Here is a 24,773-nt window from a genome sequence, read left to right as displayed (position 1 = left end):
ATTACACACTCCCTTTTACGATCGTGCCGATCTTCTCCCCAACTACGACGCGCTTGATATTGCCGCTTTCCGTAATCGAGAAGACGACCAGCGGAATATTGTTGTCCATGCATAAGGAGGATGCGGTCGAGTCCATAACGCCAAGGTTTTTGTTCAGCACTTCGAGGTAAGTCAGCGTTTCGAATTTTTGCGCGGTAGCGTCTTTGAACGGATCGGCCGTGTAGACGCCGTCCACTTTGTTTTTCGCCATCAAGATCACTTCCGCTTCGATTTCGGCTGCTCTAAGCGCTGCGGTCGTATCCGTAGAGAAATACGGATTGCCCGTTCCTGCCGCAAAAATGACAACCCTGCCCTTTTCCAAGTGCCGGATCGCTCTTCTGCGGATGTACGGTTCTGCAACCTGCTGCATCGTGATGGACGTTTGTACTCGTGTCGGTACGCCGATCGTTTCCAGCGCATCCTGCAGCGCCAGCGAGTTCATCACCGTAGCCAGCATACCCATGTAGTCTGCGGTTGCCCGGTCAATGCCTTTTGCGCTTCCGGCAATACCGCGCCAGATGTTGCCGCCGCCAACGACGATGGCGACCTCCACCTGAAGATCCACTACTTCCTTCACCTGCTGGGCGATGGACGAAATCATCTCGGAGTCGATGCCGTAACCTTGCTGTCCGGCTAACGCTTCTCCGCTTAATTTCAAAATGACTCTTTTATAAATCGGACGTTCCAAGCTCCAACCCCTCCATTTCGATCAGACCGCTAAAGCTTTCTTTTAAAAAACAAGGAACACAGCGTGTTCCTCGTTACCTTGCATTTATGTTGTTGAATTACAGTTTAACTTGGGACATAACTTCTTCAGCGAAGTTTTCTTGTTTCTTCTCCAAGCCTTCTCCAAGCTCGAAACGCACGAAGCGGCGGATCGACAAGTTTTCGCCGATCGTTGCAATGTTTTCTTTCAGCACTTCTTCTACGGTTTTGTCCGGGTCTTTTACGAAAGGCTGCTCAAGCAGGCAGTATTCCTCGTAGTATTTCGCCAGACGGCCTTCGACGATTTTCTCGACGATTTTTTCCGGCTTGCCTTCGTTCAACGCTTGGTTCGTCAAGATTTCGCGCTCTTTGTCCAGCGCTTCTTGCGGAACTTCATCACGGCGAAGGAATTTCGGGTTGGAAGCTGCGATGTGCAGAGCAACGTCGCGCACAAACGTTCTGAACTGCTCGTTTTTCGCAACGAAGTCAGTTTCGCTGTTTACTTCAACCAATACGCCGATTTTGCCGCCAGCGTGAATGTAGGACTCGATCATGCCTTCCGTTGCAACGCGTCCTGCTTTGTTAGCTGCTGCGGAAAGACCTTTTTCACGCAAAATTTCGGCAGCTTTGGTCAAGTCGCCGTTTGCTTCTTCCAATGCTTTTTTACAATCGAGCATGCCTGCTCCTGTTTTTTCACGCAATTCTTTTACTGCTGCTGCACTAACTGCCATGATTTGGCCTCCTTGGAATGTGATATGTATTCCCAAAAAAAGGGCGGTGAAAGGATTTTGCACCTTTAAACCACCCTTTCTCGTATTCAATGCATTAAGCTGAAGTTTCTTCGCCTTGGTGAGCTTCGATAACTGCGTCAGCAATTTTAGCCGTCAGCAATTTCACGGCACGGATTGCGTCGTCGTTACCTGGAATCACGTAGTCGATTTCGTCCGGATCGCAGTTCGTGTCTACGATACCAACGATCGGAATACCAAGCTTGCGTGCTTCCGCAACCGCAATGCGCTCTTTGCGCGGGTCGATGACGAACAGTGCGCTTGGCAGACCTTTCATATGGGAGATACCGCCCAAGAACTTCTCAAGACGATCTTTTTCTTTGCGAAGAATGATAACTTCTTTTTTCGGCAGCACTTCGAACGTGCCGTCTTGCTCCCATTTTTCCAGCTCGTGCAAACGGTTGATCCGTTTTTGGATCGTTTGGAAGTTAGTCAGCGTACCGCCGAGCCAACGTTGGTTGATGTAGTACATTCCGCAACGTTCAGCTTCTTCTTTAACAGAATCCTGAGCTTGCTTTTTTGTACCTACGAACAAGATCGTGCCGTTCTCTGCGGCTACGGACTTGACGAAGTTATAAGCTTCCTCAACTTTTTTGACCGTTTTTTGCAGGTCAATGATGTAAATGCCGTTTCTTTCGGTGAAGATGTATCGATCCATTTTCGGGTTCCAACGACGGGTTTGGTGACCGAAGTGTACCCCAGCTTCGAGCAGCTGTTTCATGGAGATAACTGCCATCCTCACGCACCTCCTCTAAATTGGTTTTTTGTGGTTTCCTCCGCCGATCGCATCTCCCGGTAAAACTCCTTGACCAAGACGCTTAATAAAGCATCTGCCGAGGCCAGTGGGAGCACCGTTACCGGAATTAATCGACGTGTGGTTTTTAACACCGAAAATTACTATACCATAACTGACAACCGTATGCAACACCCGCGGCAGTCCGACGAAAAAAGACAAATTCAGACCCCAACTGCCCGAGTCTGACCTTTTTATTGTGTCGTTAAGTTGGCAATGACTTGCGTCAGCTCGAGAGGCCCCTTAAATACATGGAGGCCCGAGATGATTTTGTCGTTCAGCTGCTTTTGTTTCATCGTATCTACAAAAGCGGTACGGTCGGCAATAACGCCGCTCTGCTGCAGCAAATCGGCGACTTGAGCCGCAGTCATGCCTTTGGAGACATAAATGTACGTTTCCTTATCCGGTACGGTGGACTGCGGCTGTGCGGCTTGTTTGTCTTTCTCTTCTTTCAGCTTCTGGGCGATCATGGCATCGACCTGCGGCTGGTCGTACAGCTTTTGACTTTTGTCGTACACATTAAAATAGGTAGAAGCGACTTCCTTGAGCCGAACGCGGTCCATCTCTTCAGGCGCCTGTCCTGCCGCTGGCTGCTTGGAAGCGGCGCTGCCCGACGGAGCAACCGCATTCATCAGCTGAAGCAGAACGGCACCCAAAATCATCCCGGTGCCGAGCCCGTACAGAAGCGATTTGTTCTTAAGCATTCGACCGTTCCTCCTGTTTGGCAAGCTGCTGAATCAGACTGATTTCCCCCTTGTTCATGCCCAGCTTCTTGGCGATATAGTCCGTCGATTTGCCCGACTCGTACAATCCGAACAGCTCGCTGTAGCGTTCCTTCATATTCATCGGGGCTTTGTTCACCGCTTCCGGCTGCTTGTCAGGTGCGGCAGGCTCCCTATAGGCCGGCGTTACCGCAGCCCCGGCGCCTGCTCCCAACGCCTCTCCCGGCTTCGATGCGTCCGCTTGAAGGGACAAGCGCCGCTGTTCCTCTGACAACGTCAGCCGGCCCAGTTCGAGCCGCAGCTCCTGGCATTGCTTTTCAAGCGTTTCCACACGCGAGGTCAGTTTAGCCGTATGCTCCTCGTACGTTTGTTTCGTCCCGGAGAACAGCTCGATCAGCGCTTTGTTCTGCTCCTCAAGCTCCATAGCCAAGTGATCCATCGCCTGCTCCATCTCTTTTACGATGGCGCCGTCGGGCTTGGCCGCTCCTTCGGATTTTCGCGGGATAATCTTTGCATAGACCACGATTAGAAGCCCGACCAGCACGATGTATACCCAAGGTTGGTCCAATTGCATTCACCTAGTTTCACAACATAATAGTTATAAGGTCAAGTCGATATGATGCCCCTTGAACGGATGCTCCGGTGCGGTGCCGCCCGGCGCCTGTTTGGACTCCTCGGCCGATTTCTTCGCTCCGCCGCCGCCTCGGGGGTCCCGTTCGCCCGAACGGCCCGACTGATCGTCTTTGATCGAAGCTTGACCGGTCTCCTCCGTCTTGGCGCTGACCTGACGCTCTTTTATCGTCGACTTCTCGTTGGAGCTGTTAAGCATGGCCTGGTCTTCCACTCGCTTTTGCACCATTTGATGCTGCTTCAGACCGGCTTCGTCGTTCTTATGCAGCGCAAACTGCATTTCAACCGGTTTCATGCTCACCGGCATCCCCTCCTTCGAGCTGTACGCGTACGTCAGCCTTTATACGATAGGAAGCATCGCGATATCTCCGTCGATCAATTGGAACCTAACGCGGGGAGAAGTATCTTTAATGAACTTGGTATATCGGCCGATCACGATTTTCGTGCCGCTGTAGGCGTTGGCAATGACTTCGACCTTTGCTTTTTCCGAGTCCTCAAGCGATCTTTCAATTTCCAGCATGCGCTCTCTGGAGCTCGCAATTTCTTCCGTAACCTGTTTCTTGGTATGGTTCAGCTTAACCCGCATGGCCACTTTGTCCGGTCCAAGCTGTCCCGTGGCTGCCAACTGGTCGAGCAGCACGAGCGCTTTATCCGTTTTGTCCAAGTTCTCGCTCAAAGCTCTTTGTTGGATGCGAAGCTGCTGAAGCTCGTTGCGAAGCTCCGGCAGGACGCCGACTTCGATGACCGTGGCCGTCGACATAGAGTTGCCGATCGTTCGGGCAATAACCACGTCGCCCGCTTGAATCATTCCTCCGACAATCAGTCCCTTGGTGCCTTTGCATACAACTTGTTTGCCGGCGCGCACCTGGGAGTGCATAATGCTCTGGCTGACCAGCACTTCCTCACCCGCATAGATGTTGGCGTCTTGGATGAAAGAGCTCTTCACCCGTTTTCCGGCACGGATTGTTCCTTTGTTATGCCCAAGGATCCCCGCGCTGATCTCGATGGAGCCGTCTGCCTCCAAGTCTGCGGCGTCCACGCTGCCCGTAATGCGGATATCTCCCGCCGCTTTGATGCGAAAACCCGGCAGAACGTTGCCTCGGATGACGACAGACCCGACAAAATCAATATTTCCGACATTATAGTCGACATCCCCGTTCACTTCAAAGATCGGAAAAACATTGATTTTATCCCGGTCCGTCTTCGTGACCATTCCGTCAATGGCTGCATAAATGGCCGTCTGCTCCGGATCGGTCACGACATTTTTGCCGAGCTTGAAACGCGCATCCTTCCCGTCCTTCGCAAAAAGCGTTTCTCCGGTCACCGCGCGTCCCGGGACGCCTAAGGCGGCCGGAATTTTTTGCGCGATCAATTGCCCCTTTTTCACGTTATGGATCGTAGTCACTTCTTTATAATCAACCTTGCCGTCCTCCAGTTCGGCCGGGCGTTTGGACTTGTCGTCCAAATCGTACATCATCTGGACGCGCCCGTCCTGACCGTTCTGCGGCGCATCGCCTTTGGCAATCACCGTCTGGGAGAAGAAGAAAGCCTTCGGATCGTCTACGATCGCTGCGATTTTCTCCTCATCTATGCCGTATACGATGTGATACGAGGCAATCAATTCCATAAGCTGTCCTTTGGAAACGCGGAACGATTCCTCGCAATTCGCAAACTTGAGGTAAGCGAACAGCTTGTCGTCGGACAACGAAATATCCATATAATAGCTGAGCGGCATCGCCAGATCGGCCATCATTCTCCCCACTTTCCGACCCCTTAGTCATAAAATAGCTGCGACTTATGACGGCTCAAAGAACCTTTTAACCGCAGAATCGCTTTTGAGTGCAGCTGTGATATTCTGGATGGGGAAAGATTCATGACTTCCGCGATCTCGCTTAAAGACAATTCTTCGTAATAAAAGAGGGATACGACGGTCCGCTCTTTTTCCGTCAACCGTTCGATAGCTTTAGCTAACGTTTCCTTTAAATAGACTTCATTTACTTTGGATTCCGGACTTTTCGCCTTTTCGTCAATTAACAAAGAAAGCCGCGTCTCCGAATCTTCCTCCCGGATAGGATCGTCGATCGAGCAGACGGTCGTCACTGCGATTTCCTGTACCATCTGTTGAAACTCCTGCTCGCTGACATCCAGATAAGAGCTGATTTCGCTATCGGTTACGGAACGCAAGTATTGCTGCTCGAGCTTTTGGTAAGCGTCCTCGATCTTCTTGGCCTTCTCCCTCACGGAACGGGGAACCCAATCGCCTTGACGGAGCCCGTCGATCATCGCTCCGCGAATGCGCCAGGAGGCATACGTTTCAAATTGCAGTCCTCGCTCGTAGTCGAACTTTTCGATGGCATCGATCAAGCCCATAATACCGCAGCTGGATAAGTCTTCTTTCGAAACGTTTTTAGGCAGACCGATGGAAAGACGACCCGAAACGTAATCTACGAGCGGCAAATACGTTTCGATGAGCGCCTGCTTCGCTTTCAACTGTCTGTCTTCTCTCCATTGCTTCCAAACATCGATATTCGCCAAATGGGATTTTTGCGCGATCATGACAGATAGTCACCATCCTTATTCTTCAGACATTCGGCGAACCGCCTGTGCCAATTCGTCAGGGCTCCCTTGGATCTTCGTTGAGAGCTTCGGCGGATTCAGCGGGGAAAAATCGGTCTCCGCGGCGTCCTTCGGACCCGGCGACGGTTTCAGCATCTGATGCAGCTCCGCATCCTGATCGGGCGTTACAACATCGACCGCCGTCCCTTTAAGCTCATCCTCTTCTTCCGAATGCTCAGGAATCGGAGCGCCTGCCAATCCGGCAACCGTGCCAAGCAGCCAACGGAACAAAAATACGATTACAAACATCAGGACAAAGCTGTAGAAGCTGCGAATCAAGGTAGTCAGCCAAATATTGTCGGTGATCGACAAGGCAAAGGTAATGACGAATGCCGCGGCTCCTACGATAAAGTTCCAACGTATCGATCCGATCATAGGTTTACAGTTCCTTCACTCCGTGTTGTACGCTGCGAATCATGAGCATACCGGATTCGCAGTCGAATTCAATGGTTCGTCCGTAATTGCCGCCGGTATCTTCGGCAATAATCGGGATCTGGTAACGGCTAAGCATTTCTTTGCAGGACTCGACATTCCGCGGTCCGATCCGCATCGTGTCCGATTGGGAGCCGAATGCGAACATTTGTGCTCCCCCTGCCATTTTGGCAACCATGCGCTTCACTTGAGCCCCCAGATCCTCCATCAGGCGAATCATTTCGGGGATTGCCGTATCTGCATATTTCGCGATGTTCAGCTTTCCTTCTCTGGCAATATCCGAGGTCGGCAGCATGACGTGGGCCATTCCGGCTACTTTGGCCTTGGCATCGAACAAGGTAACGCCCACGCACGAACCGAGCCCCGTCGTCTTGAGCACACCGGTCAAGTGAGCGACGTTCAGGTCGGCCATTCCTACTTTAATCAGATTGTCTTGGATCATGGAGTATGCACTCCCAAAGCTACGAAAATACGTTCGAAGGACTCCGGGTCCGGGATGAGGAAGAAATGCCCTTCCACCTCGTCGCTTCCGTCCAGAAACTTCGTGTCGATCAAGAGCGCCTGGTCTCCCATTTGACCGAATTGGAGCAAGCCGTAGCTCAGAATCGCTCCCGCCATATCAATCGCAAGCGAAGGTACGGTAGGCTGCATGTTCAGCTGCGTGAAATCTGCCAGAGACGACAAGTACGAGCCCGCTAAAATGTTGCCGATCTCGTTGAGTGCGGACAACTCCATTTCGGAGTACTCTTCACCTTCCACCGCGTCCATTCCGACCAAGTTGCGAAGAAGCTTCTTGGCCGACTCGAACTTCAGGATAAAAAATAAATTTCCCGGCGTTTCCCCTTCGACTCTCAGAAATATAGCGATAACGGCTTCCTCGGCTCCTCCCACGCTGTCCGCGATTTCCTCGAAAGGAACCATTCGCACTTTGGGCACAAGCATATCAACAGGCTTATCAAGCAGCTGCGAGAGAGCAGTAGCCGCATGTCCGGCACCGATATTTCCGACTTCCTTCAGTACATCCATTTGAAAATCGGCAAAAGAATTAAATGCTTCCACTAGGCCTACTCCTCTACATTCTCCAGTTGAACGATCTCGCTCTTGGTCAATACTTCCTTCAGGTTCAGCAGCACAAGCAGCCGGCTTTCGCCCACTTTGGCAATCCCGTGAAGATACTTGGCCTTAATGCCGCCTACGATTTCCGGCGGATCGTCGATATGATCCGAATCCACATCGATGACGTCGTTGGCCGAATCGACAATCAGACCAACTTCGATGTCGCCGACGGCAACGATTATGATCCGCGAGTTATCGGTATATTCGGTTTCCGGAAATCCGAAGCGACCGCGCAGATCGATGACGGGGGTAACAACGCCGCGCAAATTGATGACGCCTTTGACAAATTCAGGCGTTTTCGGAACCCGGGTCATCGGCTGCATCCGTTCAATGGTGCGGACCTTCTCAACCTCTACCCCGTATTCTTCCTTTCCTAATGTAAACACGATGACTTTCAATTCTTCTCCCATACTCGCAGCCTCCTTAAGTTATCGCGTGAATGTAGCCGTCTTTGCGTCCCGCTATTTAATCAAGGCATTCGTATCGATAATTAACGCGACTTGCCCGTCTCCCAGAATGGTTGCGCCGGAAACCGCAAACAGCTTGGTCAAATATTTGCCGAGCGTCTTCAGCACGATTTCCTGCTGCCCGATAAATTCGTCAACGACGAGAGCTGCCATTTTGTCGCTTTTGCGAATGATGACCACTTGCGTCTCGTTCTCGGAAATATTCGTTCCTCCCGGCACATCGAACAGATCGGCCAAGGAAACGAGCGGGATGACCCCGGTACGGTACTCGACCATGCGATTGCCGTGAACCGAGCGGATCTGTTCTTGACGGACAGCCATCGTTTCCACAATGGAAGAAAGCGGAATTGCGTACTTCTCGTTATTGAGCCGGATCAGCATCGCCGAGATAATCGACAGCGTCAGCGGCAGCTGAACGGAAAATTTGGAGCCTTTCCCCCATGTCGAATCGACTTGGACTTGCCCGCCGAGACTTTGAATCTTCGTCTTGACGACATCAAGTCCGACCCCGCGGCCGGAGATGTCCGATATTTTATCCGCCGTGCTGAAGCCGGAGGCAAAAATCAGCTGATTGACCTCGTCATCCGTGATACGCTCGGCTTGTTCCTTGGTCAAAACGTTGTTTTCCAGAGCTTTTTTCAACACTTTGTCCCGGTTGATGCCGCGTCCGTCTTCCTCGATCTCGATAAATACATGGTTTCCGCTATGATACGCGCGCAGATGAATCGTTCCGGTCTCGGGCTTTCCGATGGCAACGCGTTCGGCAGACGGCTCCACGCCATGGTCGACGGCATTCCGGAGCAAATGCACCAACGGATCGCCGATTTCGTCGATGACCGTCCGGTCCAATTCGGTATCGGCGCCGGTGATGATCAGATCTACCTTTTTGTCCAGCGTCTTCGCGACATCCCGGATCATGCGCGGGAAACGGTTGAAGACGGTATCGATCGGGACCATGCGCAGCTTCAGTACGATATTCTGCAAATCACTGCTGACCCGGGACATATGCTCGACGGTTTCCGTCAATTCGCCGCGGCGAATTTCGCTGGCAAGCTGCTCCAACCGTACCCGATCGATCAGCAGCTCGCTGAACAGGTTCATCAGCGTGTCAAGCCGCTCGATGTCGACGCGGATCGTGCGTCCGGCTACAGGGGCACCACCTGCGGCAGGCGCTTTTTTCGCTTCCTGCTTCGGCGCTTCCTGCGTTGATGCGGCGGCAGTCTCGGCTTGGGTCTGTGCCTGTGCGGCCGCTGCGTTAGACCCGGAAGGCGGGCTCATGAGCTCCGTCAGCTTGGCCTGATCCAGCACGATAACGTCCACTTTATCGATTTCGGATACGCTCGCGACTTGCTTTTGCAGCTCGTCGGTTTCGATTTGAGATATGTAATAAACGACAAACGATTGATCGAATCGCTCCTGCTCGATATCTTCCACGGAAGGGTTGGATTTGATGACCTCCCCGTTCTGCTCAAGCACGTTGAATACCATATAAGCGCGCGCCGCTTTTAACACGCAATCTTGGCGAACCGTTACTTCGAGGCGAAGTACAGGAATGCCCGCTTCGATGGACTGCTGAAGAATCGAATATTGAAATTCGTCAAGCTCTCCCCCGACGACAGTTGTCGGCGCCGCTTTCGCCGTCGCGCCTCCGGCTGCACCACCCTTGGTGTACTCGCCGGAAACGATGGACTTCAGCGCGGCGACGATTTCGGTAACGTCCGCTTGACCCGTGCCGCCTTGGATGATGTCCTCCACCATGGATTCCAAGGAATCCAGACTTTTGAACAGGCAGTCGAAAATAAACGAATCCATCTTCAGCTTATGGTTGCGGACGAGGTCCAGCACGTTCTCCATCTCGTGAGTCAGCGACGCCAGATCCTCGAATCCCATCGTCGCCGACATTCCTTTCAATGTGTGCGCCGACCGAAAAATATTTTGCACGATCGAGATGTCTTCCGGGCTGCTTTCCAGACTGAGTATCTGTTCGTTCATCGCTTGCAAGTGATCTCTCGACTCATCGATAAACATCGAGAGGTATTGATTCATTTCCATATCTACACCTCCATCATGGTAATTGCTCTATCAAGGCTTACCCGGAAGTCAGGGCTCGCGGGCGACGGCTTGTACCAGCTTCGCGGTAATTTCCTGCTGAGGCAGCACATGCGTTACGCAATTCAGCTCCACCGCCGCGCGGGGCATCCCATAAACGATGCAGGTGTCCTCCGATTCGGCAATCGTCGTTACGGCTCCGGATTGCTTCAACGCCAGCATCCCTTTGGCTCCGTCAGAGCCCATACCGGTCATGAGCACGATGTGGCGTTTAAGCTCCCTCATCGGCAGCAGCGATTCGAAAAGCACGTCCACCGACGGCCGGTGTCCGCCGCGCGGATCTTCTTTTGTCAGATGGATCTTGTAAGAATGGTTCCCATTGCGGGCTACGGTCATATGATAGCCGCCAGGGGCCACATAAGCGGTGCCGCTCTCCAGAATCATGCCGGCTTCCGCCTCAACCACCCGCAGCCTCGAAACGGAATCGAGCCGCTGTGCCAGCGACTTGGTAAAGTTAGGAGGCATATGCTGGACGATAACGACGGGAGCGGGAAAGTACTCCGGGAAATCGGACAACACCTGATGCAGCGCCCGAGGCCCCCCGGTTGAGGTGCCGATGGCGACTATATGTTCGAATCCAGCCGCACCTGTAGCGGGGCGCCGTTCCATTCTTGGGGCCGGTTCCGAGAACGGCCGCGGATCTTTCGGCACCTCCGGCGCTTTAGGCGACGGTTTGCTCAACGCGGAACGCGACAGCTTGCGCATGTTTGTTTTTACCGCGATGTGCAGTTTTTCGAGCAGTAGCTGCTTGACTTTATGCAAATCGAGTGAAATCGAACCCGACGGTTTTCCGACGAAATCGACAGCCCCCCATTCGAGCGCTTTGATGGTCTCCGCCGCGCCTTCTTGGGTCAGACTGCTTAACATGATGACCGGAACAGGGTGCTCATTCATGATCGCGCGAAGCGCATCTAACCCGTTCATTTCCGGCATCTCAATATCCATGGTTACAGCGTGGGGGTTCAACTTTTGGACCAGCTCTACGGCTTCCTTGCCGTTTTTTGCGGTTCCTACTACCCGCAGCGCCGGATCCCCCGAAATAAGGTCGGTGATGATTTTTCTCATAAAAACCGAATCATCGACCACGAGCACATCGTAAGGCTGCATACGTTTCACTCCTCTGCGTTGTGTCTGATTCTGAAGGTCGGAGGACGTTCTCTTTTATTTAAGCAGCTTAATCATTCGGTTCAAGAAGCCTTTGACCGCCCCCGAGCTCATGTCCGCCGGCTTTTGGTTCGCAATAAAATCATCGGTCAAATCATAGATCGATTTGGATGCGCCGCTCGACGGAAAAGCTACGGTAAAAGGCACCTGCTTTTTTACGGCTTTGGATACCGCAGCATCATCAAGCACGTAGCCGATGGTTGGAATGTCCAGATTCAAAAATTGCTTGGCGACCATACTGATCTTTTCGGCGGTTTGCCTGCCTTCCCTCCAATCGGTCACCCGATTGACGACCAGCCGGAAGCGAATGTCGTAATCCATCGCGCTTACCATTTTGATAATGGCGTACGCATCGGTAATCGAGGTCGGCTCCGGCGTCGTCACCACGATCGTTTCTTGTGCGGCGACGATAAACTTGAGCGTTTCTTTCGACAACCCGGCCCCCGTATCGAAAATGATAAAGTCCGCATGTCCGTTCAGCTGGCCGATTTGCTCTTGAAAATAATCCAATTGTTCCTCGGACAGCCGGATCAAGTCGTTAAAACCCGAGCCTCCTGCGATAAATTGCAAATCGTTATAGCCTTTATGAATGATGTCCCAAATCGTCTTTTCCTTTTTCAACAAATGATACAAATTGTACTTCGGCGTAATGCCCATGAGCACGTCGATATTGGCCAAACCGATATCGGCGTCGAAAACGAGTACCTTGAGCCCTTTTTTTTGAAGTGCAAGAGCAAAATTAAGTGTAAAGTTCGATTTGCCGACCCCGCCCTTACCGCTTGTAACGGCGAGAATGCGTGTCGGCTTTTCTGCGGAGTTGGCTCGATGCCTGATCAGATTCCGAAGCTCTTGTGCCTGATCATTCATGGGTGTTATCCTCCAGAATCCAATCGATCAGCTGCCTCTCGTTCAACTCCTCGATATCGTCGGGAACGCTCTGTCCGTTGGCGATATAAGAAGTATGCAATCCAAAATCGCGGATCAGGTTAACGACGGCGCCGTACGAATCGGTCTCGTCCTTTTTCGTGAACAATACTTTATCTAATTTGAACTTGCTGAAGTTGTGCGTAATGGCCTTCATATCTTTATATTTGGTCGTTAAGCTGAGCACCAGAAACGTTTCGCTCTTCCCTCCGGATTGAAGCAGCGCGTTCAGCTCCGAAACGTACATTTCGTTGCGGAAGTTCCGACCGGCCGTATCCATAAAAATAAGATCGCAGTCTTTCAAATTCTCGAGTGCCTTGTTCAAATCCAGCGGAGAAAAGACAACCTCAAGCGGCACGTTCAAAATGGTAGCATACGTCTTGAGCTGCTCCACCGCGGCGATGCGATACGTATCCGAGGTGATGAACCCGACCTTGCGGCGATGCTTCAGCACTTGTTCGGCAGCCAGCTTGGCAATCGTCGTCGTTTTACCGACGCCCGTAGGCCCGACAAAATGAGCGATTCGGGTATCGGAAGCGATCCCTTTGCCGCCCTGAGACTGAAGCAGCGTTTGGAGCTGCATCCGGAGCGAATGGACTGCGAATTGTTCCGTGATCGGAACGTCCTCGGCTTCGGCTTCCTCCGCTACCCGGGCCAGAAGCTCCTGAACCATCTGCGAGTCGATCTCCTGATCGAGCAGCCGGCACTCCAGTTCCACTAAAACCGGATCTTGGGCTGCCTCCGGCATACGCTGTGAAGAAAGCTTCTGCATCATTTCTTTCATTTGCTTGATCTCTTCAAGCAGCGTATCTTCCTTGGCTCTGCTGCTGACGGATGCCGGCTGTGCCCTAACAGGTGCGGCCTGAGGAGGCGGGCTTGCCGGGAGCACGTCCGGCACTTCGGGAAACGACAGCGCCGGCTGCGCTTCCCGCTCCCGGTCACGCTGCATCCCGTAAGCTGTAGCCGCTGTCGGACTACCCACAAGCGAAGTCGCCGCCGGGGCGACCGGCTTCGCTAACGTAGCGGTCGCCGACTTGCCGGAAGCCGGCTGTCCGCTTCCGGCTGCGGAATCCGTGGCAGCGATCACTTCGATCTTTTTCTTCGAAAACATGCCGAGAAATCCGCCGGAACGAATTTCTTTCGTATTGATGATGACAGCGTCTTTCCCGAGGTCCGTGCGAATTTTTTGCAGGGCATCCGGCATGGAGTCTACGACATATCGCTTCACTCTCATAGATTGACAACCCCCATGCTCTGAATTTCAACGCTCGGTTCAAGCTCGCTGTAAGATAAAACCGGAATGTCCTGCATGGTGCGTTCGAGCAGCTGCCTTAAGTACATGCGAATGGTGGGCGAGGTAAGAACGATCGGCTGCTGTCCTGCTTGAAGCAGCTTGGTGACTTGATCGGTAACCTTCTGATAGATCACTTGGCTGGACGTCGGATCGAGCGCGAGGTAGCTGCCCTGATCCGATTGCTGTACCGATTCCGCAATTTTTTTCTCGAGCGTCGGCCCTACGGTAATGACTTTCAGCGATTCGCCGCCGGTCGTGTACTGCTGCGTAATTTGTCTGGACAAGCCCTGCCGGACATATTCCGTCAGCACTTCCGGATCCTTCGTATATGTGCCGTAATCGGCAAGCGTCTCCAGAATGGTGACGAGATCGCGGACGGATATTTTTTCGCGAAGCAGCTTGACCAGCACTTTTTGCACGTCGCCGATCGACAGTACGTTCGGGATTAAATCGTCGACCAGTGCCGGGTGATGCTCCTTGACATTCTCGATAAGCGCCTTCGTTTCTTGGCGGCCCAGCAGCTCGTGAGCATGCTTCTTAATAATTTCCGTCAAATGCGTCGCGACAACGGATGGCGGATCGACGACCGTGTAGCCGGAAAGCTCGGCCCGTTCCTTGGTCTGTTCGTCAATCCATAGCGCCGGCAGCCCGAAAGCCGGCTCCAGCGTATCGATCCCTGTAATCGAATCGTCGTCGATTCCCGGACTCATTGCCAAGTAGTGGCCGAGTAACAAATCGCCGCGCGCGACCGTATTGCCTTTAATCTTAATGACATATTCGTTCGGGCGCAGTTGAATGTTATCGCGAATCCGGATTACCGGTACGACGATTCCGAGCTCGAGCGCGCACTGTCTGCGAATGAGAATGACGCGATCGAGCAGGTCGCCGCCCTGCTGCGTATCCGCCAGCGGGATAAGTCCGTATCCGAACTCGAACTCGATCGGATCGACCTGCAGCAAGCCGATGACACTTTCGGGGCTTCGTACTTCTTCGATTTGCTGTTCCTCCTCAAGCTGGACTTCAGCAGCTTGCTTGCGGTTCATGGTCTGCTGCATCTTGTAAGCTGCGAATGCCAGCACGGCAGCGATCGGCAATGTAGTGATCAGATGGATCGGCGTGAAAATGCCCAGCGCCGTAATCGTTCCCGCTACAATATAAAGCAGCTTCGGATAAGAAAAGATTTGCGATGTCAAGTCGTGCGCCAAGTTTCCTTCGGATGCCGCCCTCGTCACGATAATCCCCGCTGCCGTAGAGATCAGCAGCGCCGGAATTTGGCTGACGAGACCGTCCCCGATCGTCAGGATCGAATACAGCGATCCCGCATCCTTAAGCGACATCCCTTTCATCGCCATTCCAATAATCAAGCCGCCGATGATATTGATCAGCAGCATGATAATGCCGGCGATCGCATCCCCTTTGACGAATTTGCTCGCACCGTCCATAGCGCCGTAAAAGTCGGCCTCGCGTGAGATTTTCTCGCGTCGTTCTCTGGCCTGCTGTTCGTTGATCAGCCCTGCGTTCAAATCCGCGTCGATACTCATTTGTTTCCCCGGCATCGCGTCGAGCGTAAACCGTGCGGCTACCTCGGCAACCCGCTCCGAGCCTTTGGTAATGACGATAAACTGCACCAGCACCAAAATGATAAAGACCACAAAGCCGACGACAATGTTGCCTTGGGCAACGAACGATCCGAAGGTGCTGACCACGTTGCCCGCGTCCCCATGGGCCAAAATGTTTCTGGTTGTCGATACGTTCAGCGCAAGCCGGAACAAGGTGGTGATGAGCAGGAGCGACGGAAAGATGGAGAACTGAAGCGCATCCTGTGTGTTCATGCCGATCAAAATGATCATGAGAGCAGCCGATATGTTAATAATCAGCAGGACATCCAGCAACCATATCGGCAGCGGGACGACCATCATCAGAACGATGCCGATCACGCCGATCAGCACGACCAGGTCTTTTGCTTTCATTGCAGGGTGTCCTCCTTTCCGGGATTAGTTCGCTTTTCCTTTAACTTTGTATACGTATGCCAGCACCTCGGCTACGGCCTGAAACATATCGGCCGGTATCGATTCTCCGATCTCAACCTGCGCGTATAACGCGCGGGCGAGCGGTTTGTTTTCCATCGTTATGATGCCGTTATCCTTGGCAATCTGCCTTATCTTCAAGGCGATGTAATCGGTCCCCTTGGCGATAACGGTAGGCGCCTGCATCTTGGAGGCATCGTATTGAAGCGCGACGGCAAAGTGCGTCGGGTTCGTGATGACGACGTCCGCTTTAGGAACGTCCTGCATCATCCGCTGCAGTGCCATACGGCGCTGCTTCTCGCGGATTTTACCTTTAATCAGCGGATCCCCTTCCGTTTTCTTATATTCGTCTTTAATATCCTGCTTGGACATCCGCAAGCTCTTCTCATGCTCGTAACGCTGATATATGTAATCCAAAATTGCCATGACGATCAAGATCAATCCGATTTTAATCCCAAGCTGCAGTGTCAAGGAAGCGGTGAAAGCGATAATTTCTTCCAGTGGCAGCCGGGCAAGCTGCAAGATGTTGTCCTTTTCCGCCATTAGGGTCGAATAAACAACCACACCGATGACCGTCATCTTGAGCACCGATTTGAGAAAATCGACGATAGCCCGCATGGAGAACAGCCGCTTTGCCCCTTCGAGAGGGTTAATTTTGCTGAACTTCATCATGAGCGGTTCGCCTGTAAACAAAAAACCGATCTGCACATAATTTCCGACAACGCCGATGACCATCGAGATTAAAAAAATCGGACCGAGAATTAAAAACATTTGTGTGGCGATCTTTTCGAATAAGACCATACTGTTGTCCATGGTGACATTCATATTGAGAAAGTCGATGAAAATCGAGCGAAACAAACCGACGAGTCGCTCTTTCATGTAGCCTCCGAACAAGAAAAACGATAAGAAGGAGAAAAACAAGATGAAGGCGGCCGGCACTTCCATGCTTTTGGCCACTTGCCCTTTTTTGCGGGCTTCTTGTTTTTTCTTAGGCGTCGCCGCTTCCGTTTTCTCTCCCGAGAACAATTGCAAATCCAGCTTTAAACGTAATGCAGCCACGGCCTGCCTCCTCACGCGCTAACTGCCAGCGAACAATCCGAAAAACTTGGCCATCGTTTCCAGCATAGTTGAGAATTTCTCTTTGTAGATCAATTCGTATCCTGGAAACAAGAGAAGCAGCAGAATAAAACCAACGATAATCTTCACCGGTATCCCGATGACGAAAATGTTGAACTGCGGGGCTACCCGAGCGAGAAGCCCAAGACCGACATCGGTCAGAAACATCGCGACGACAAGCGGCGCCGCCATTTGAAAGCTAATCGCGAATACTTGAGAGAACGTCTTCAGCACAAAGTCCGAAAGCTGACCGTTATAATTTTTTACAAACAACTCGTTATTCAAAGGAATCCATTCGTAGCTTCGCATAATTCCTTCGAGCAAGTAATGATGACCGTTGAAGCTTAAAAACAACAGCATGGCGATCATGTACTTCAGGTTACCCAAAATCGGACTTTGCGCTCCTGTCAGCGGATCGATTACGTTCGCTATACCGAACCCCATTTGAAGGTCGATGAACGCACCCGAGATCTGAACGACCTGAAAGAACATATACGCTATAAACCCGAGGCTTAGTCCCACAAACACTTCCCGGAAAACGGAAAGAATATACAGCGAATCCATAGCCACCGGCGTCGTCAACCCGATACTGAAGAACGTAATGAAAGCAACGAAAAACGATAGCCCTACCTTCAGCTGCATCGGCACATTACGAGCCGCAAATACGGGTGCTATGACAAAAAACGAAGAAATCCGACAAAAAAACAACAAAAATCCGGGAAGATACTGCAAAACCCACTCCATTTCACCCACAACCTATCCCACGTATTTATACAGGTTATTCAACAGATTATAGGTAAAATCAACGAGTGTCGTCAGTATCCAAGGACCGAATATAAGTATCGCAAGCAGCACAACGACGATTTTCGGAACAAAGGCAAGGGTCTGCTCCTGGATTTGCGTTGTCGCTTGAAATACACTGATGATCAAGCCGACTGCCAGCGCCAGCACCATCATCGGAGCGCTGGCTTTAAGCGTGGTGTATACCGCTTCTCCGGCTAATCTGATTACAAATTCCGAGCTCAATGCGCTCTCCTCCCGGCTGGTCCGTCTATGTATTGTAACTGAGCAGAAGCGAACGAACGACGAGATACCAACCGTCCACAAGAATGAACAGCAAGATTTTGAACGGCAACGAAATCATTACCGGCGGCAGCATCATCATCCCCATCGCCATCAGCGTACTGGCAATAACCATATCAATGACCAAAAACGGAATGAAGATCATAAAGCCCATCTGAAACGCCGTCTTTAACTCGCTAATCGCATAAGCGGGTACAAGCGACGTAAGCGGCGTATCTTCCACTCCGCTAGGCCGTGGCGCCTTGGTGTAATCCAGGAACAGCTTCAAGTCTTTCTCCCGCGTATGCTGAAACATGAACTTCTTGATTGAAACGGATGCTTTCTCCAGCGCTGCCGTCTGGGTCAGCTCGCCTTTAAGATAAGGCTGCACAGCCGTTTGGTTGATGTCTCCAAGCGTTGGCGCCATGATGAAAAAGGTCAGAAATAACGCAAGACCGATCAGCATTTGGTTCGGCGGCATTTGCTGCGTACCGAGCGACGTCCGGACAAAGCCGAGCACGATAACGATTCGGGTAAAGCTGGTCATCATGATCAGAATGGCCGGAGCGATGCTGAGTATGGTAATCAGCAGCACGATGGTAATGGCGCTCGAGGCCCCCTGCGGATTGTCGGATGTTCCGATATCGATGTTGATTCCGGGAATCGGATCGGCCGCATAGGCAGGGCTTGCGAGCGAACCGCACAGAACAAGAAGAATCAGCAGGAAAATGAGCCTTTTATTGAATTTCATCATTTATCATTCAACCGATCTGAATTAGTGTCTTGCTTGAGCAGCTGCTCCATATGTTTCTTCTGATCCGACATATGCTGGATTTTCGTGTGAAACACCTCTTGGAACGAGGCTGTCACTTCCATATCTTCTTCGACTGCCGGCTTGTTGCGAAGCTTTTTGAGCCAGCCTCCGATGGAATCGAAGGTCGGGCCTGCAAACGCCGGACCGGAAGACATCAGTTCCGTAATCAAAGCGACTTCGGTTTCATCTTCGATCTTTTCGAGCAGTTGAATGTTCTCCCCTACTCCGACGATATAAAGCGAACGGCCAATTTCGACTACTTGAATCGATTTATTTTGTCCGAGCGGCAATCCGCCCAAAGAACGTATCGACCGCCCGGATAAAAATTTATTTTTCTGCGAAATCATCTTCACGATGACCAGAAAAATTCCGATAATAAGTAGTAGAAAAAAAAGGACTTGGAAGATCATCCAGAACGTGCCCCCTGAACTACCTTCCGTTACAAGCCGATCCGGTGTTCCCAGCATTCCCGCCCCAGAGGGGGCCGGGTTTTCCGATTCCGCAAAACAAACAGCAGCAGGCCATACTGCTGTTTGCATCCAAACCATGGCAACACCGGATGATAACTTGGCTATGAGTCTTCTCAACATTTCACTTTCCTTTCAATTTGCGCAAGACCCATCGTTTAACCCTTGGTTGAAATTATCCCAAGGTTTTCTTAATCGCTTCAATAACACGGTCCGCCTGAAACGGCTTCACGATGAAATCTTTGGCGCCTGCCTGGATCGCATCGATAACCATAGCCTGCTGCCCCATAGCGGAGCACATAATGACCTTGGCATTTCCATCAAGCTTCTTGATTTCTTTAAGCGCATGGATACCGTCCATTTCCGGCATCGTGATGTCCATCGTAACCAGATCGGGGCGGAGCTCTTTAAATTTTTCAATCGCTTGTGCGCCGTCGTTTGCTTCTCCAACAACTTCATAGCCGTTTTTCGTTAAAATATCGCGAATCATCATTCTCATAAATGCTGCGTCGTCTACAATCAAAATGCGGTTTGCCATGGGTAACCATTCCTCCTATAGGATGCTTAAGTAATCTTGTTGGTTGATTATTATTGTAGTTTTTGAATCCGATCCCATTGATTCACAATATCCGTCACGCGGACACCGAAGTTTTCGTCAATGACGACGACTTCGCCTTTAGCGATCAATTTGTTATTGACTAAAATATCGACAGGTTCCCCGGCCAGCTTGTCCAGTTCGATGATCGATCCTTGAGACAATTCAAGAATGTCCTTAATGACCTTATGCGTACGACCCAGTTCGACGGTCACCTTAAGCGGGATATCCAGCAGCAGATTCAAGTTCGTATCTTCTGCAGGAGACAGCTGCGGATGACTGAAATTGGCGAATTGAGCCGGCTGGACGTTCACTCCCCGAGCCGTCGGAACACCGTAATTGGCCGGCTGCGGCGGATAAGCTTGCGCTGCAGGCGGAGTCATCGGCGGCTGGTACGCCGGCGGCTGCTGATAACCGTGCTGCGGCGGCGCTTGATGCCCTGCCGGAGGCTGCGAATAAGGATCTTGTCCGTAAGCGCTTGGCGCGGCATGGGCCGGCTGCTCCGGTACCGGTTGGGAAACGGGCACGGATTGCGCAGGCGCCGGTGCAGGTTCCTCTATTGCGTCTCCACCTCCCATTAAAGTAGACACCATCTCTCTGGCGAAAGGGACCGGCAGCAGCTGCATGATTGTCGAATCAATCAGGTCGCCGATCGTCAGTCGGAAAGAGATTTTGATAAATACATCTTCTTGAGGCAGGGAGGCAGTTCCTTCCCCTGACGCTAAATTTAATATGTCGATTCCCGGCGGCGAAATATTGACAAACCGGTTGAAGATCGTCGACATCGATGTAGCGGACGAACCCATCATTTGGTTCATCGCTTCCTGAACCGCGCTGATGTGAATTTCGCTGAGCTCTGCCGTTTGTCCCGTTCCGTCTCCGCCCATCATCAAATCGGCGATAACCTGGGCATCCCGGGTTTTGATAACCAAAAGATTGATCCCGTGAAAGCCGTCGACGTAGTTCACATGGACAGCCACGTGCGGCTTCGGAAACTCGTCGGCGAGTTCAGAATGAGCGATGATGGATACTTTCGGCGTCGTAATATCCACCTTTTTCCCAAGCAGGGTGGAAAGTGCAGTGGCCGCGCTTCCGAATGTAATGTTTCCGATTTCGCCAAGCGCATCTTGCTCCAAAGAAGACAAATAATCTTCCACTTGAGGAACAAACTCGGAAATAGCGGAGGATTCGCCATCGCCCGATTGTCTCAATAGCGCATCGATCTCTTCTTGAGACAAATAATCCTTGTTATTCGTCATTCTCTTCCACTCCTTCTTCTTGGACAATCTCGCTGATTTGGACAGCCAGCTTGCCTCGCGTCGTTCCGGGACTGCCGTAAAACTTCAACTTCTCCCCTATGCGAATGTCCAACGGCTCGTTCACGGATTTGCCTAGCGTGATGACATCCCCAGCGTTGAGGTTCAAAAACTCCCTCACGGAAATTTGGGAAGAACCCAGTTCCGCGATAATCGGCAGTTTCGCTTTATGCAGCCTGGACTGCAGAGCCGTCAGCTCCTCCGGCGCGCTTGTTTTTTTCTGGGAAACGAACCAATGGTGCACCGACAGTCTCGGCATAATCGGTTCAATGACCACATGCGGAATACACAGGTTGATCATCCCGGTCGTGTCGCCGATTTTGGTGCTGAGCGAGATCAGCGCGATCGTTTCGTTAGGCGATACGATCTGCATAAACTGCGGATTCGTTTCGAGCGCTTCCAGCCGCGGAGACAAATCGATAACCGTCTTCCAAGCTTCCTGCAAACTGTCGAAGGCCCGGCTGAAAATCCGTTCGATGACAATGGTCTCGATCTCGGTCAACGCATTGATTTTCGTTGGCGATGTCCCCGCTCCGCCTAACAGCCGGTCCAGCATCGCAAAGGCTACGTTCGGGTGAACTTCAAGCACCATGCGGCCTTCCAGCGGCTCCGCTTCGAAAATGTTCAGAATCGTCATCTTCGGAATGGACCGGATGAATTCGTCATAAGGCAGCTGCTCGACCTGCACTACGTTAATCTGGACAAAGGTTCTAAGCTGAGCGGAAAAATATGTCGTCAAATATCGGGCAAAGTTTTCATGAATTCGGGTTAAGCTTCGGATATGATCCTTGGAGAAACGCACGGCACGTTTAAAATCGTACACCCGTATTTTTTTCTGCGTCTCTTCCTTTTTAAGCTCCTCTGCATCCATTTCCCCTGAAGAAAGCGCCGCTAGCAGGGCGTCAATCTCATTCTGTGAAAGAACATCAACCATTAGCGTCACCTCCTTTGAACTGCTGCATCATGCTATGTAGTTATTGGAGTACGAAATCCGTAATCAAGATTTGATTCATTTTTCCCGATTGGAGAAGCGAGTTCATTTTATTCATAAGGGCGGAAGTGAGATTGTCGAAGCCTTTGCTCCCCGATACTTGCTCCGGTGTCATATCGGATAGCGTTTGAATGACAATGGCCTTCATTTGGCTGTCCAACTTCTCAAACTCTTCCTTGGCCTTCTTATTTTCCAGTTCAAAGGCAAAGCTCAATTTAATGAATTTGCCATTGCCCCCGGCCAAATTGGTAAGCACGTCTTTCATGATGACTGTATTTTGCTTGACCTCATCCGGGGTCAGCTTTTTGGCTTGTTTTACGTCGCGGGCAGAACTTTGCGCCTGCTCTTGAGGGTTCTGATTGGCTTTATCCATATAGTTCCACAGGACGAACGCAGCCGTCAATATCAATGTAATCGCAATAAGAATAGCAACAACCATTATGAAAATTCTGCTTTTAAACAACTTACGACCCCTCCGAATTCAGGCTCTTAACCGTACCGCCGACAAGACCTACGGTTTGCAAAAAGCGGTGTACGGTGTCCATTACTTCCGTCACCGGCTCGAGCACCATGATTTTTTTACCGGTCACCAGCGTGATCATCGTGTCCGGCGTTTCTTCAATTGATTCGATCAAAAGCGCGTTCAGAACGATTGCTTTCCCATTAAGCCGTGTCAGGCGGACCATCGGTTACCTCCGAAAGGATAAAGTCGGGGGAGAGTTACTCCCCCTTGAAGCAAACTATCGTTTCAGATTGACGACTTCTTGAAGCACTTCGTCGGATGTAGTAATAATTCTCGAGTTGGACTGGAATCCGCGCTGAGCGACGATCATTTCCGTAAACTCGGACGTTAAATCCACGTTGGACATTTCAAGCTGACCGGAGATGATTGCGCCGGTTCCCGTTGCTGGGTTGTTTGCCGTGGACCCATTCAGGTCGATTGGTTCCGTGTTCGAGTTTGGCGTCGTCCGGTACAAGTTTCCTCCAATTTTCTCCAACCCGCCCGGATTTGTTACCTTGGCAACGGCGATGAATTGATTGGTCGGCGTTGCAGCTCCGTCAGCTCCGATGGCGATAATTTCGCCGGACTGCGAAATCGAGAATGCAGTAACGGCTTCGTCCAACTGCACACCTGTACCGCCAGTATTCAGAACGAACATACCGTCCGCCGTAACGAGACGCCGTTGGGCATCCAGATCAAAATTGCCGGCACGTGTCAGGAGCGGCTGCCCGTTTACATCTGAAGTTGGAGATATAAGGAAGAAGCCGTCTCCGTCAATACGCAAATCCGTTATTTTATTCGTCGTCTGAGCGCTGCCCGGTGTGTGAAGAGTATCGATAGCGCCAACCGTCACGCCAAGTCCGATTTGTTTGGCATTAACGCCGCCCACTGTATCCGTCGGTGCCGTTACACCTGAAATCTTTTGGCTCATGATGTCTTTGAACGCTACACGCCCGGCTTTGAAGCCGTACGTATTCACGTTTGCAATGTTGTTGCCGATGACGTCAAGCTTCGTTTGAAAGCCTCTCATACCCGAAACGCCGGAATAAAGCGATCTTAACATCGATAGTTATCCTCCCATATTGCAACTGCACATCGATGGATGAAAACAGTTGTCAATGATGATGTGTAATTGGGCTTTCGAATGGGGCCAGTTACAGCAAGTTAAAGCACATTCGTTCTTCGGTTGTTTCAGTCGGTCCACAACCTCGGCCTCCGAAATTCGGGCCGGCCTATCGCTACGAAATAATCATGGCTGAGTCGATCTGGGTAAATACGTTGTCCTTCATCGATGCTCCGTCCATGGCTGTAACTACCGTGCGGTTCTTGATGTTGACGATCAGAGCGGTATCGTTGATCAGCATCAACGAGTCCTTTGCCCCTTTGCTCGCGGCTTTGTCAATCGCGGTGTTGAGCTTGACAAGCTGCTCGGGCCCAAGCTGTATGCCCCGCTGCCGCAAACGCTCTTCCGCGTGATGACTAAAACGCACAAGTTGATTTTGCAGCATCGCATCGAACGAGCTTGTCTGAACCCTCGGTTCCGGGTCCGTTCGTCGTACAGGCTGCGGCGATACGGCATTCGGAAACAGGCGACCAACCGTTATTCGATCCGTCATGGAGTTACCTCCGGATTGGAAATCTGGCTGATCTGATCCATCTTCACTTCGTCGCCGTTAATTTTTGCGTACTGCTCGTCCTTCTTCATAAGGATGGACTCCACAGTTCCGGTTTTGACGATAGATTTGTTGTTCTTGTCAACGTAAGTGTAGGTAACCTTTTTACCAATCAAACTGGATGCAAATCCTAGCGACTGCCGAAGCATTTTCATTTCCGAGCTCATTTTGGTCAATTGCTCCACAGATGTAAATTGAGCCATTTGAGCGATGAATTCTTTATCCTGCAGCGGCTGCGTCGGATCCTGGTTTTGCAATTGGGTCATCAGAATTTTAAGGAATTCGTCTTGTCCCAATTTCCCTTTTCCCTCAGCTTTGCCGGCGTTCTGAATATTTCCTTTGGCGTAATACGGCCATATATTCCTGGTGCTGACATTTGAATCGGGCACGGTTTCACCCCCTGCTCCATCG

At 51.4% G+C, this 24,773-nt stretch carries 30 protein-coding genes; all 30 read right to left on the bottom strand.

Features of this window, described 5'->3' with window-relative positions; translation table 11 throughout:
* Window position 1: 1 nt before the first annotated feature.
* Window positions 2–727, bottom strand: a complete 726-nt coding sequence (gene pyrH / locus QMG93_RS15620) for a UMP kinase (RefSeq protein WP_010491262.1) — start codon at window positions 725–727, stop codon at window positions 2–4.
* Window positions 728–824: 97 nt separating this feature from the next.
* The gene (tsf, locus tag QMG93_RS15615) at window positions 825–1,475 is read right to left on the bottom strand and encodes a translation elongation factor Ts (protein WP_054972308.1); all 651 of its coding nucleotides are present in this window, start codon (window positions 1,473–1,475) and stop codon (window positions 825–827) included.
* 94 nt (window positions 1,476–1,569) lie between these two features.
* Window positions 1,570–2,268, bottom strand: coding sequence for a 30S ribosomal protein S2 (rpsB, locus tag QMG93_RS15610; RefSeq protein ID WP_025850723.1), 699 nt, complete (start codon window positions 2,266–2,268; stop codon window positions 1,570–1,572).
* A gap of 251 nt (window positions 2,269–2,519) precedes the next feature.
* A complete protein-coding gene (locus tag QMG93_RS15605; RefSeq protein WP_281937958.1) occupies window positions 2,520–3,029 on the bottom strand; it encodes a hypothetical protein in 510 nt (169 codons plus the stop codon).
* On the bottom strand, window positions 3,022–3,621 hold the full coding sequence (locus QMG93_RS15600) for a hypothetical protein (RefSeq protein ID WP_281937956.1): 600 nt from the start codon (window positions 3,619–3,621) through the stop codon (window positions 3,022–3,024). The genes QMG93_RS15605 and QMG93_RS15600 overlap by 8 nt, the downstream gene beginning before the upstream one ends.
* Before the next feature lie 24 nt (window positions 3,622–3,645).
* Entirely contained in the window at window positions 3,646–3,972 is a 327-nt protein-coding gene (locus QMG93_RS15595) for a hypothetical protein (protein WP_281938114.1), read from the bottom strand.
* Window positions 3,973–4,017: 45 nt separating this feature from the next.
* Window positions 4,018–5,427 (bottom strand): DUF342 domain-containing protein, encoded by a 1,410-nt coding sequence (locus tag QMG93_RS15590; protein ID WP_281938113.1) that lies wholly within the window; start codon window positions 5,425–5,427, stop codon window positions 4,018–4,020.
* Window positions 5,428–5,450: 23 nt separating this feature from the next.
* Window positions 5,451–6,233, bottom strand: a complete 783-nt coding sequence (locus tag QMG93_RS15585) for a FliA/WhiG family RNA polymerase sigma factor (RefSeq protein ID WP_054972313.1) — start codon at window positions 6,231–6,233, stop codon at window positions 5,451–5,453.
* Between the two features lie 18 nt (window positions 6,234–6,251).
* Complete coding sequence (locus QMG93_RS15580) at window positions 6,252–6,668, bottom strand: hypothetical protein (RefSeq protein WP_253406987.1); 417 nt, start codon at window positions 6,666–6,668, stop codon at window positions 6,252–6,254.
* Window positions 6,669–6,672: 4 nt separating this feature from the next.
* Window positions 6,673–7,167: a chemotaxis protein CheD gene (locus tag QMG93_RS15575; protein WP_054972315.1), complete on the bottom strand. Its 495-nt coding sequence runs from the start codon at window positions 7,165–7,167 to the stop codon at window positions 6,673–6,675.
* Window positions 7,164–7,784, bottom strand: coding sequence for a chemotaxis protein CheC (locus tag QMG93_RS15570; RefSeq protein ID WP_281937950.1), 621 nt, complete (start codon window positions 7,782–7,784; stop codon window positions 7,164–7,166). The genes QMG93_RS15575 and QMG93_RS15570 overlap by 4 nt, the downstream gene beginning before the upstream one ends.
* A 5-nt stretch (window positions 7,785–7,789) precedes the next feature.
* Entirely contained in the window at window positions 7,790–8,251 is a 462-nt protein-coding gene (locus tag QMG93_RS15565; protein WP_036676403.1) for a chemotaxis protein CheW, read from the bottom strand.
* A gap of 51 nt (window positions 8,252–8,302) precedes the next feature.
* Window positions 8,303–10,360, bottom strand: coding sequence for a chemotaxis protein CheA (locus QMG93_RS15560; RefSeq protein WP_281937946.1), 2,058 nt, complete (start codon window positions 10,358–10,360; stop codon window positions 8,303–8,305).
* Window positions 10,361–10,408: 48 nt separating this feature from the next.
* Window positions 10,409–11,524 carry a protein-glutamate methylesterase/protein-glutamine glutaminase gene (locus tag QMG93_RS15555; protein ID WP_281937944.1) on the bottom strand — a complete coding sequence of 372 codons (1,116 nt, stop codon included), beginning with the start codon at window positions 11,522–11,524 and terminating at the stop codon, window positions 10,409–10,411.
* A 54-nt stretch (window positions 11,525–11,578) separates the two neighbouring features.
* On the bottom strand, window positions 11,579–12,448 hold the full coding sequence (locus QMG93_RS15550) for a MinD/ParA family protein (RefSeq protein ID WP_281937943.1): 870 nt from the start codon (window positions 12,446–12,448) through the stop codon (window positions 11,579–11,581).
* Complete coding sequence (gene flhF / locus QMG93_RS15545; RefSeq protein WP_281937941.1) at window positions 12,441–13,739, bottom strand: flagellar biosynthesis protein FlhF; 1,299 nt, start codon at window positions 13,737–13,739, stop codon at window positions 12,441–12,443. The genes QMG93_RS15550 and flhF overlap by 8 nt, the downstream gene beginning before the upstream one ends.
* A complete protein-coding gene (gene flhA / locus QMG93_RS15540) occupies window positions 13,736–15,769 on the bottom strand; it encodes a flagellar biosynthesis protein FlhA (RefSeq protein WP_163857854.1) in 2,034 nt (677 codons plus the stop codon). The genes flhF and flhA overlap by 4 nt, the downstream gene beginning before the upstream one ends.
* A gap of 24 nt (window positions 15,770–15,793) precedes the next feature.
* Window positions 15,794–16,885, bottom strand: a complete 1,092-nt coding sequence (flhB, locus tag QMG93_RS15535) for a flagellar biosynthesis protein FlhB (protein WP_251602983.1) — start codon at window positions 16,883–16,885, stop codon at window positions 15,794–15,796.
* A gap of 18 nt (window positions 16,886–16,903) precedes the next feature.
* Complete coding sequence (gene fliR / locus QMG93_RS15530) at window positions 16,904–17,686, bottom strand: flagellar biosynthetic protein FliR (RefSeq protein WP_281937934.1); 783 nt, start codon at window positions 17,684–17,686, stop codon at window positions 16,904–16,906.
* Between the two features lie 12 nt (window positions 17,687–17,698).
* Entirely contained in the window at window positions 17,699–17,968 is a 270-nt protein-coding gene (fliQ, locus tag QMG93_RS15525) for a flagellar biosynthesis protein FliQ (protein WP_025850740.1), read from the bottom strand.
* A gap of 25 nt (window positions 17,969–17,993) precedes the next feature.
* Window positions 17,994–18,758 (bottom strand): flagellar type III secretion system pore protein FliP, encoded by a 765-nt coding sequence (fliP, locus tag QMG93_RS15520; RefSeq protein WP_281937931.1) that lies wholly within the window; start codon window positions 18,756–18,758, stop codon window positions 17,994–17,996.
* Window positions 18,755–19,228: a flagellar biosynthetic protein FliO gene (locus QMG93_RS15515; protein ID WP_281937929.1), complete on the bottom strand. Its 474-nt coding sequence runs from the start codon at window positions 19,226–19,228 to the stop codon at window positions 18,755–18,757. Before QMG93_RS15515 ends, fliP begins: the two co-directional genes overlap by 4 nt.
* 232 nt (window positions 19,229–19,460) lie before the next feature.
* Window positions 19,461–19,823, bottom strand: a complete 363-nt coding sequence (locus QMG93_RS15510; RefSeq protein WP_010491286.1) for a response regulator — start codon at window positions 19,821–19,823, stop codon at window positions 19,461–19,463.
* 50 nt (window positions 19,824–19,873) lie between these two features.
* Window positions 19,874–21,139 carry a flagellar motor switch phosphatase FliY gene (gene fliY / locus QMG93_RS15505; protein WP_281937926.1) on the bottom strand — a complete coding sequence of 422 codons (1,266 nt, stop codon included), beginning with the start codon at window positions 21,137–21,139 and terminating at the stop codon, window positions 19,874–19,876.
* Window positions 21,129–22,130: a flagellar motor switch protein FliM gene (fliM, locus tag QMG93_RS15500; RefSeq protein WP_025850745.1), complete on the bottom strand. Its 1,002-nt coding sequence runs from the start codon at window positions 22,128–22,130 to the stop codon at window positions 21,129–21,131. The genes fliY and fliM overlap by 11 nt, the downstream gene beginning before the upstream one ends.
* 40 nt (window positions 22,131–22,170) lie before the next feature.
* On the bottom strand, window positions 22,171–22,626 hold the full coding sequence (locus tag QMG93_RS15495) for a flagellar basal body-associated FliL family protein (RefSeq protein ID WP_281937923.1): 456 nt from the start codon (window positions 22,624–22,626) through the stop codon (window positions 22,171–22,173).
* 25 nt (window positions 22,627–22,651) lie between these two features.
* Window positions 22,652–22,873, bottom strand: coding sequence for a flagellar FlbD family protein (locus tag QMG93_RS15490; protein WP_010491294.1), 222 nt, complete (start codon window positions 22,871–22,873; stop codon window positions 22,652–22,654).
* Between the two features lie 54 nt (window positions 22,874–22,927).
* A complete protein-coding gene (gene flgG / locus QMG93_RS15485; RefSeq protein ID WP_281937920.1) occupies window positions 22,928–23,752 on the bottom strand; it encodes a flagellar basal body rod protein FlgG in 825 nt (274 codons plus the stop codon).
* A 175-nt stretch (window positions 23,753–23,927) separates the two neighbouring features.
* Window positions 23,928–24,305 carry a TIGR02530 family flagellar biosynthesis protein gene (locus tag QMG93_RS15480; protein ID WP_281937918.1) on the bottom strand — a complete coding sequence of 126 codons (378 nt, stop codon included), beginning with the start codon at window positions 24,303–24,305 and terminating at the stop codon, window positions 23,928–23,930.
* Window positions 24,302–24,751: a flagellar hook capping FlgD N-terminal domain-containing protein gene (locus tag QMG93_RS15475; RefSeq protein ID WP_281937916.1), complete on the bottom strand. Its 450-nt coding sequence runs from the start codon at window positions 24,749–24,751 to the stop codon at window positions 24,302–24,304. Before QMG93_RS15475 ends, QMG93_RS15480 begins: the two co-directional genes overlap by 4 nt.
* Between the last annotated feature and the right edge of the window lie 22 nt (window positions 24,752–24,773).

This window comes from Paenibacillus tyrphae (assembly GCF_027925525.1).
Lineage (GTDB): Bacteria > Bacillota > Bacilli > Paenibacillales > NBRC-103111 > Paenibacillus_G > Paenibacillus_G tyrfis_B.
The sequence above is the reverse complement of the archived record's forward strand: the minus strand, read 5'-3'. Positions and strand labels throughout refer to the sequence as shown.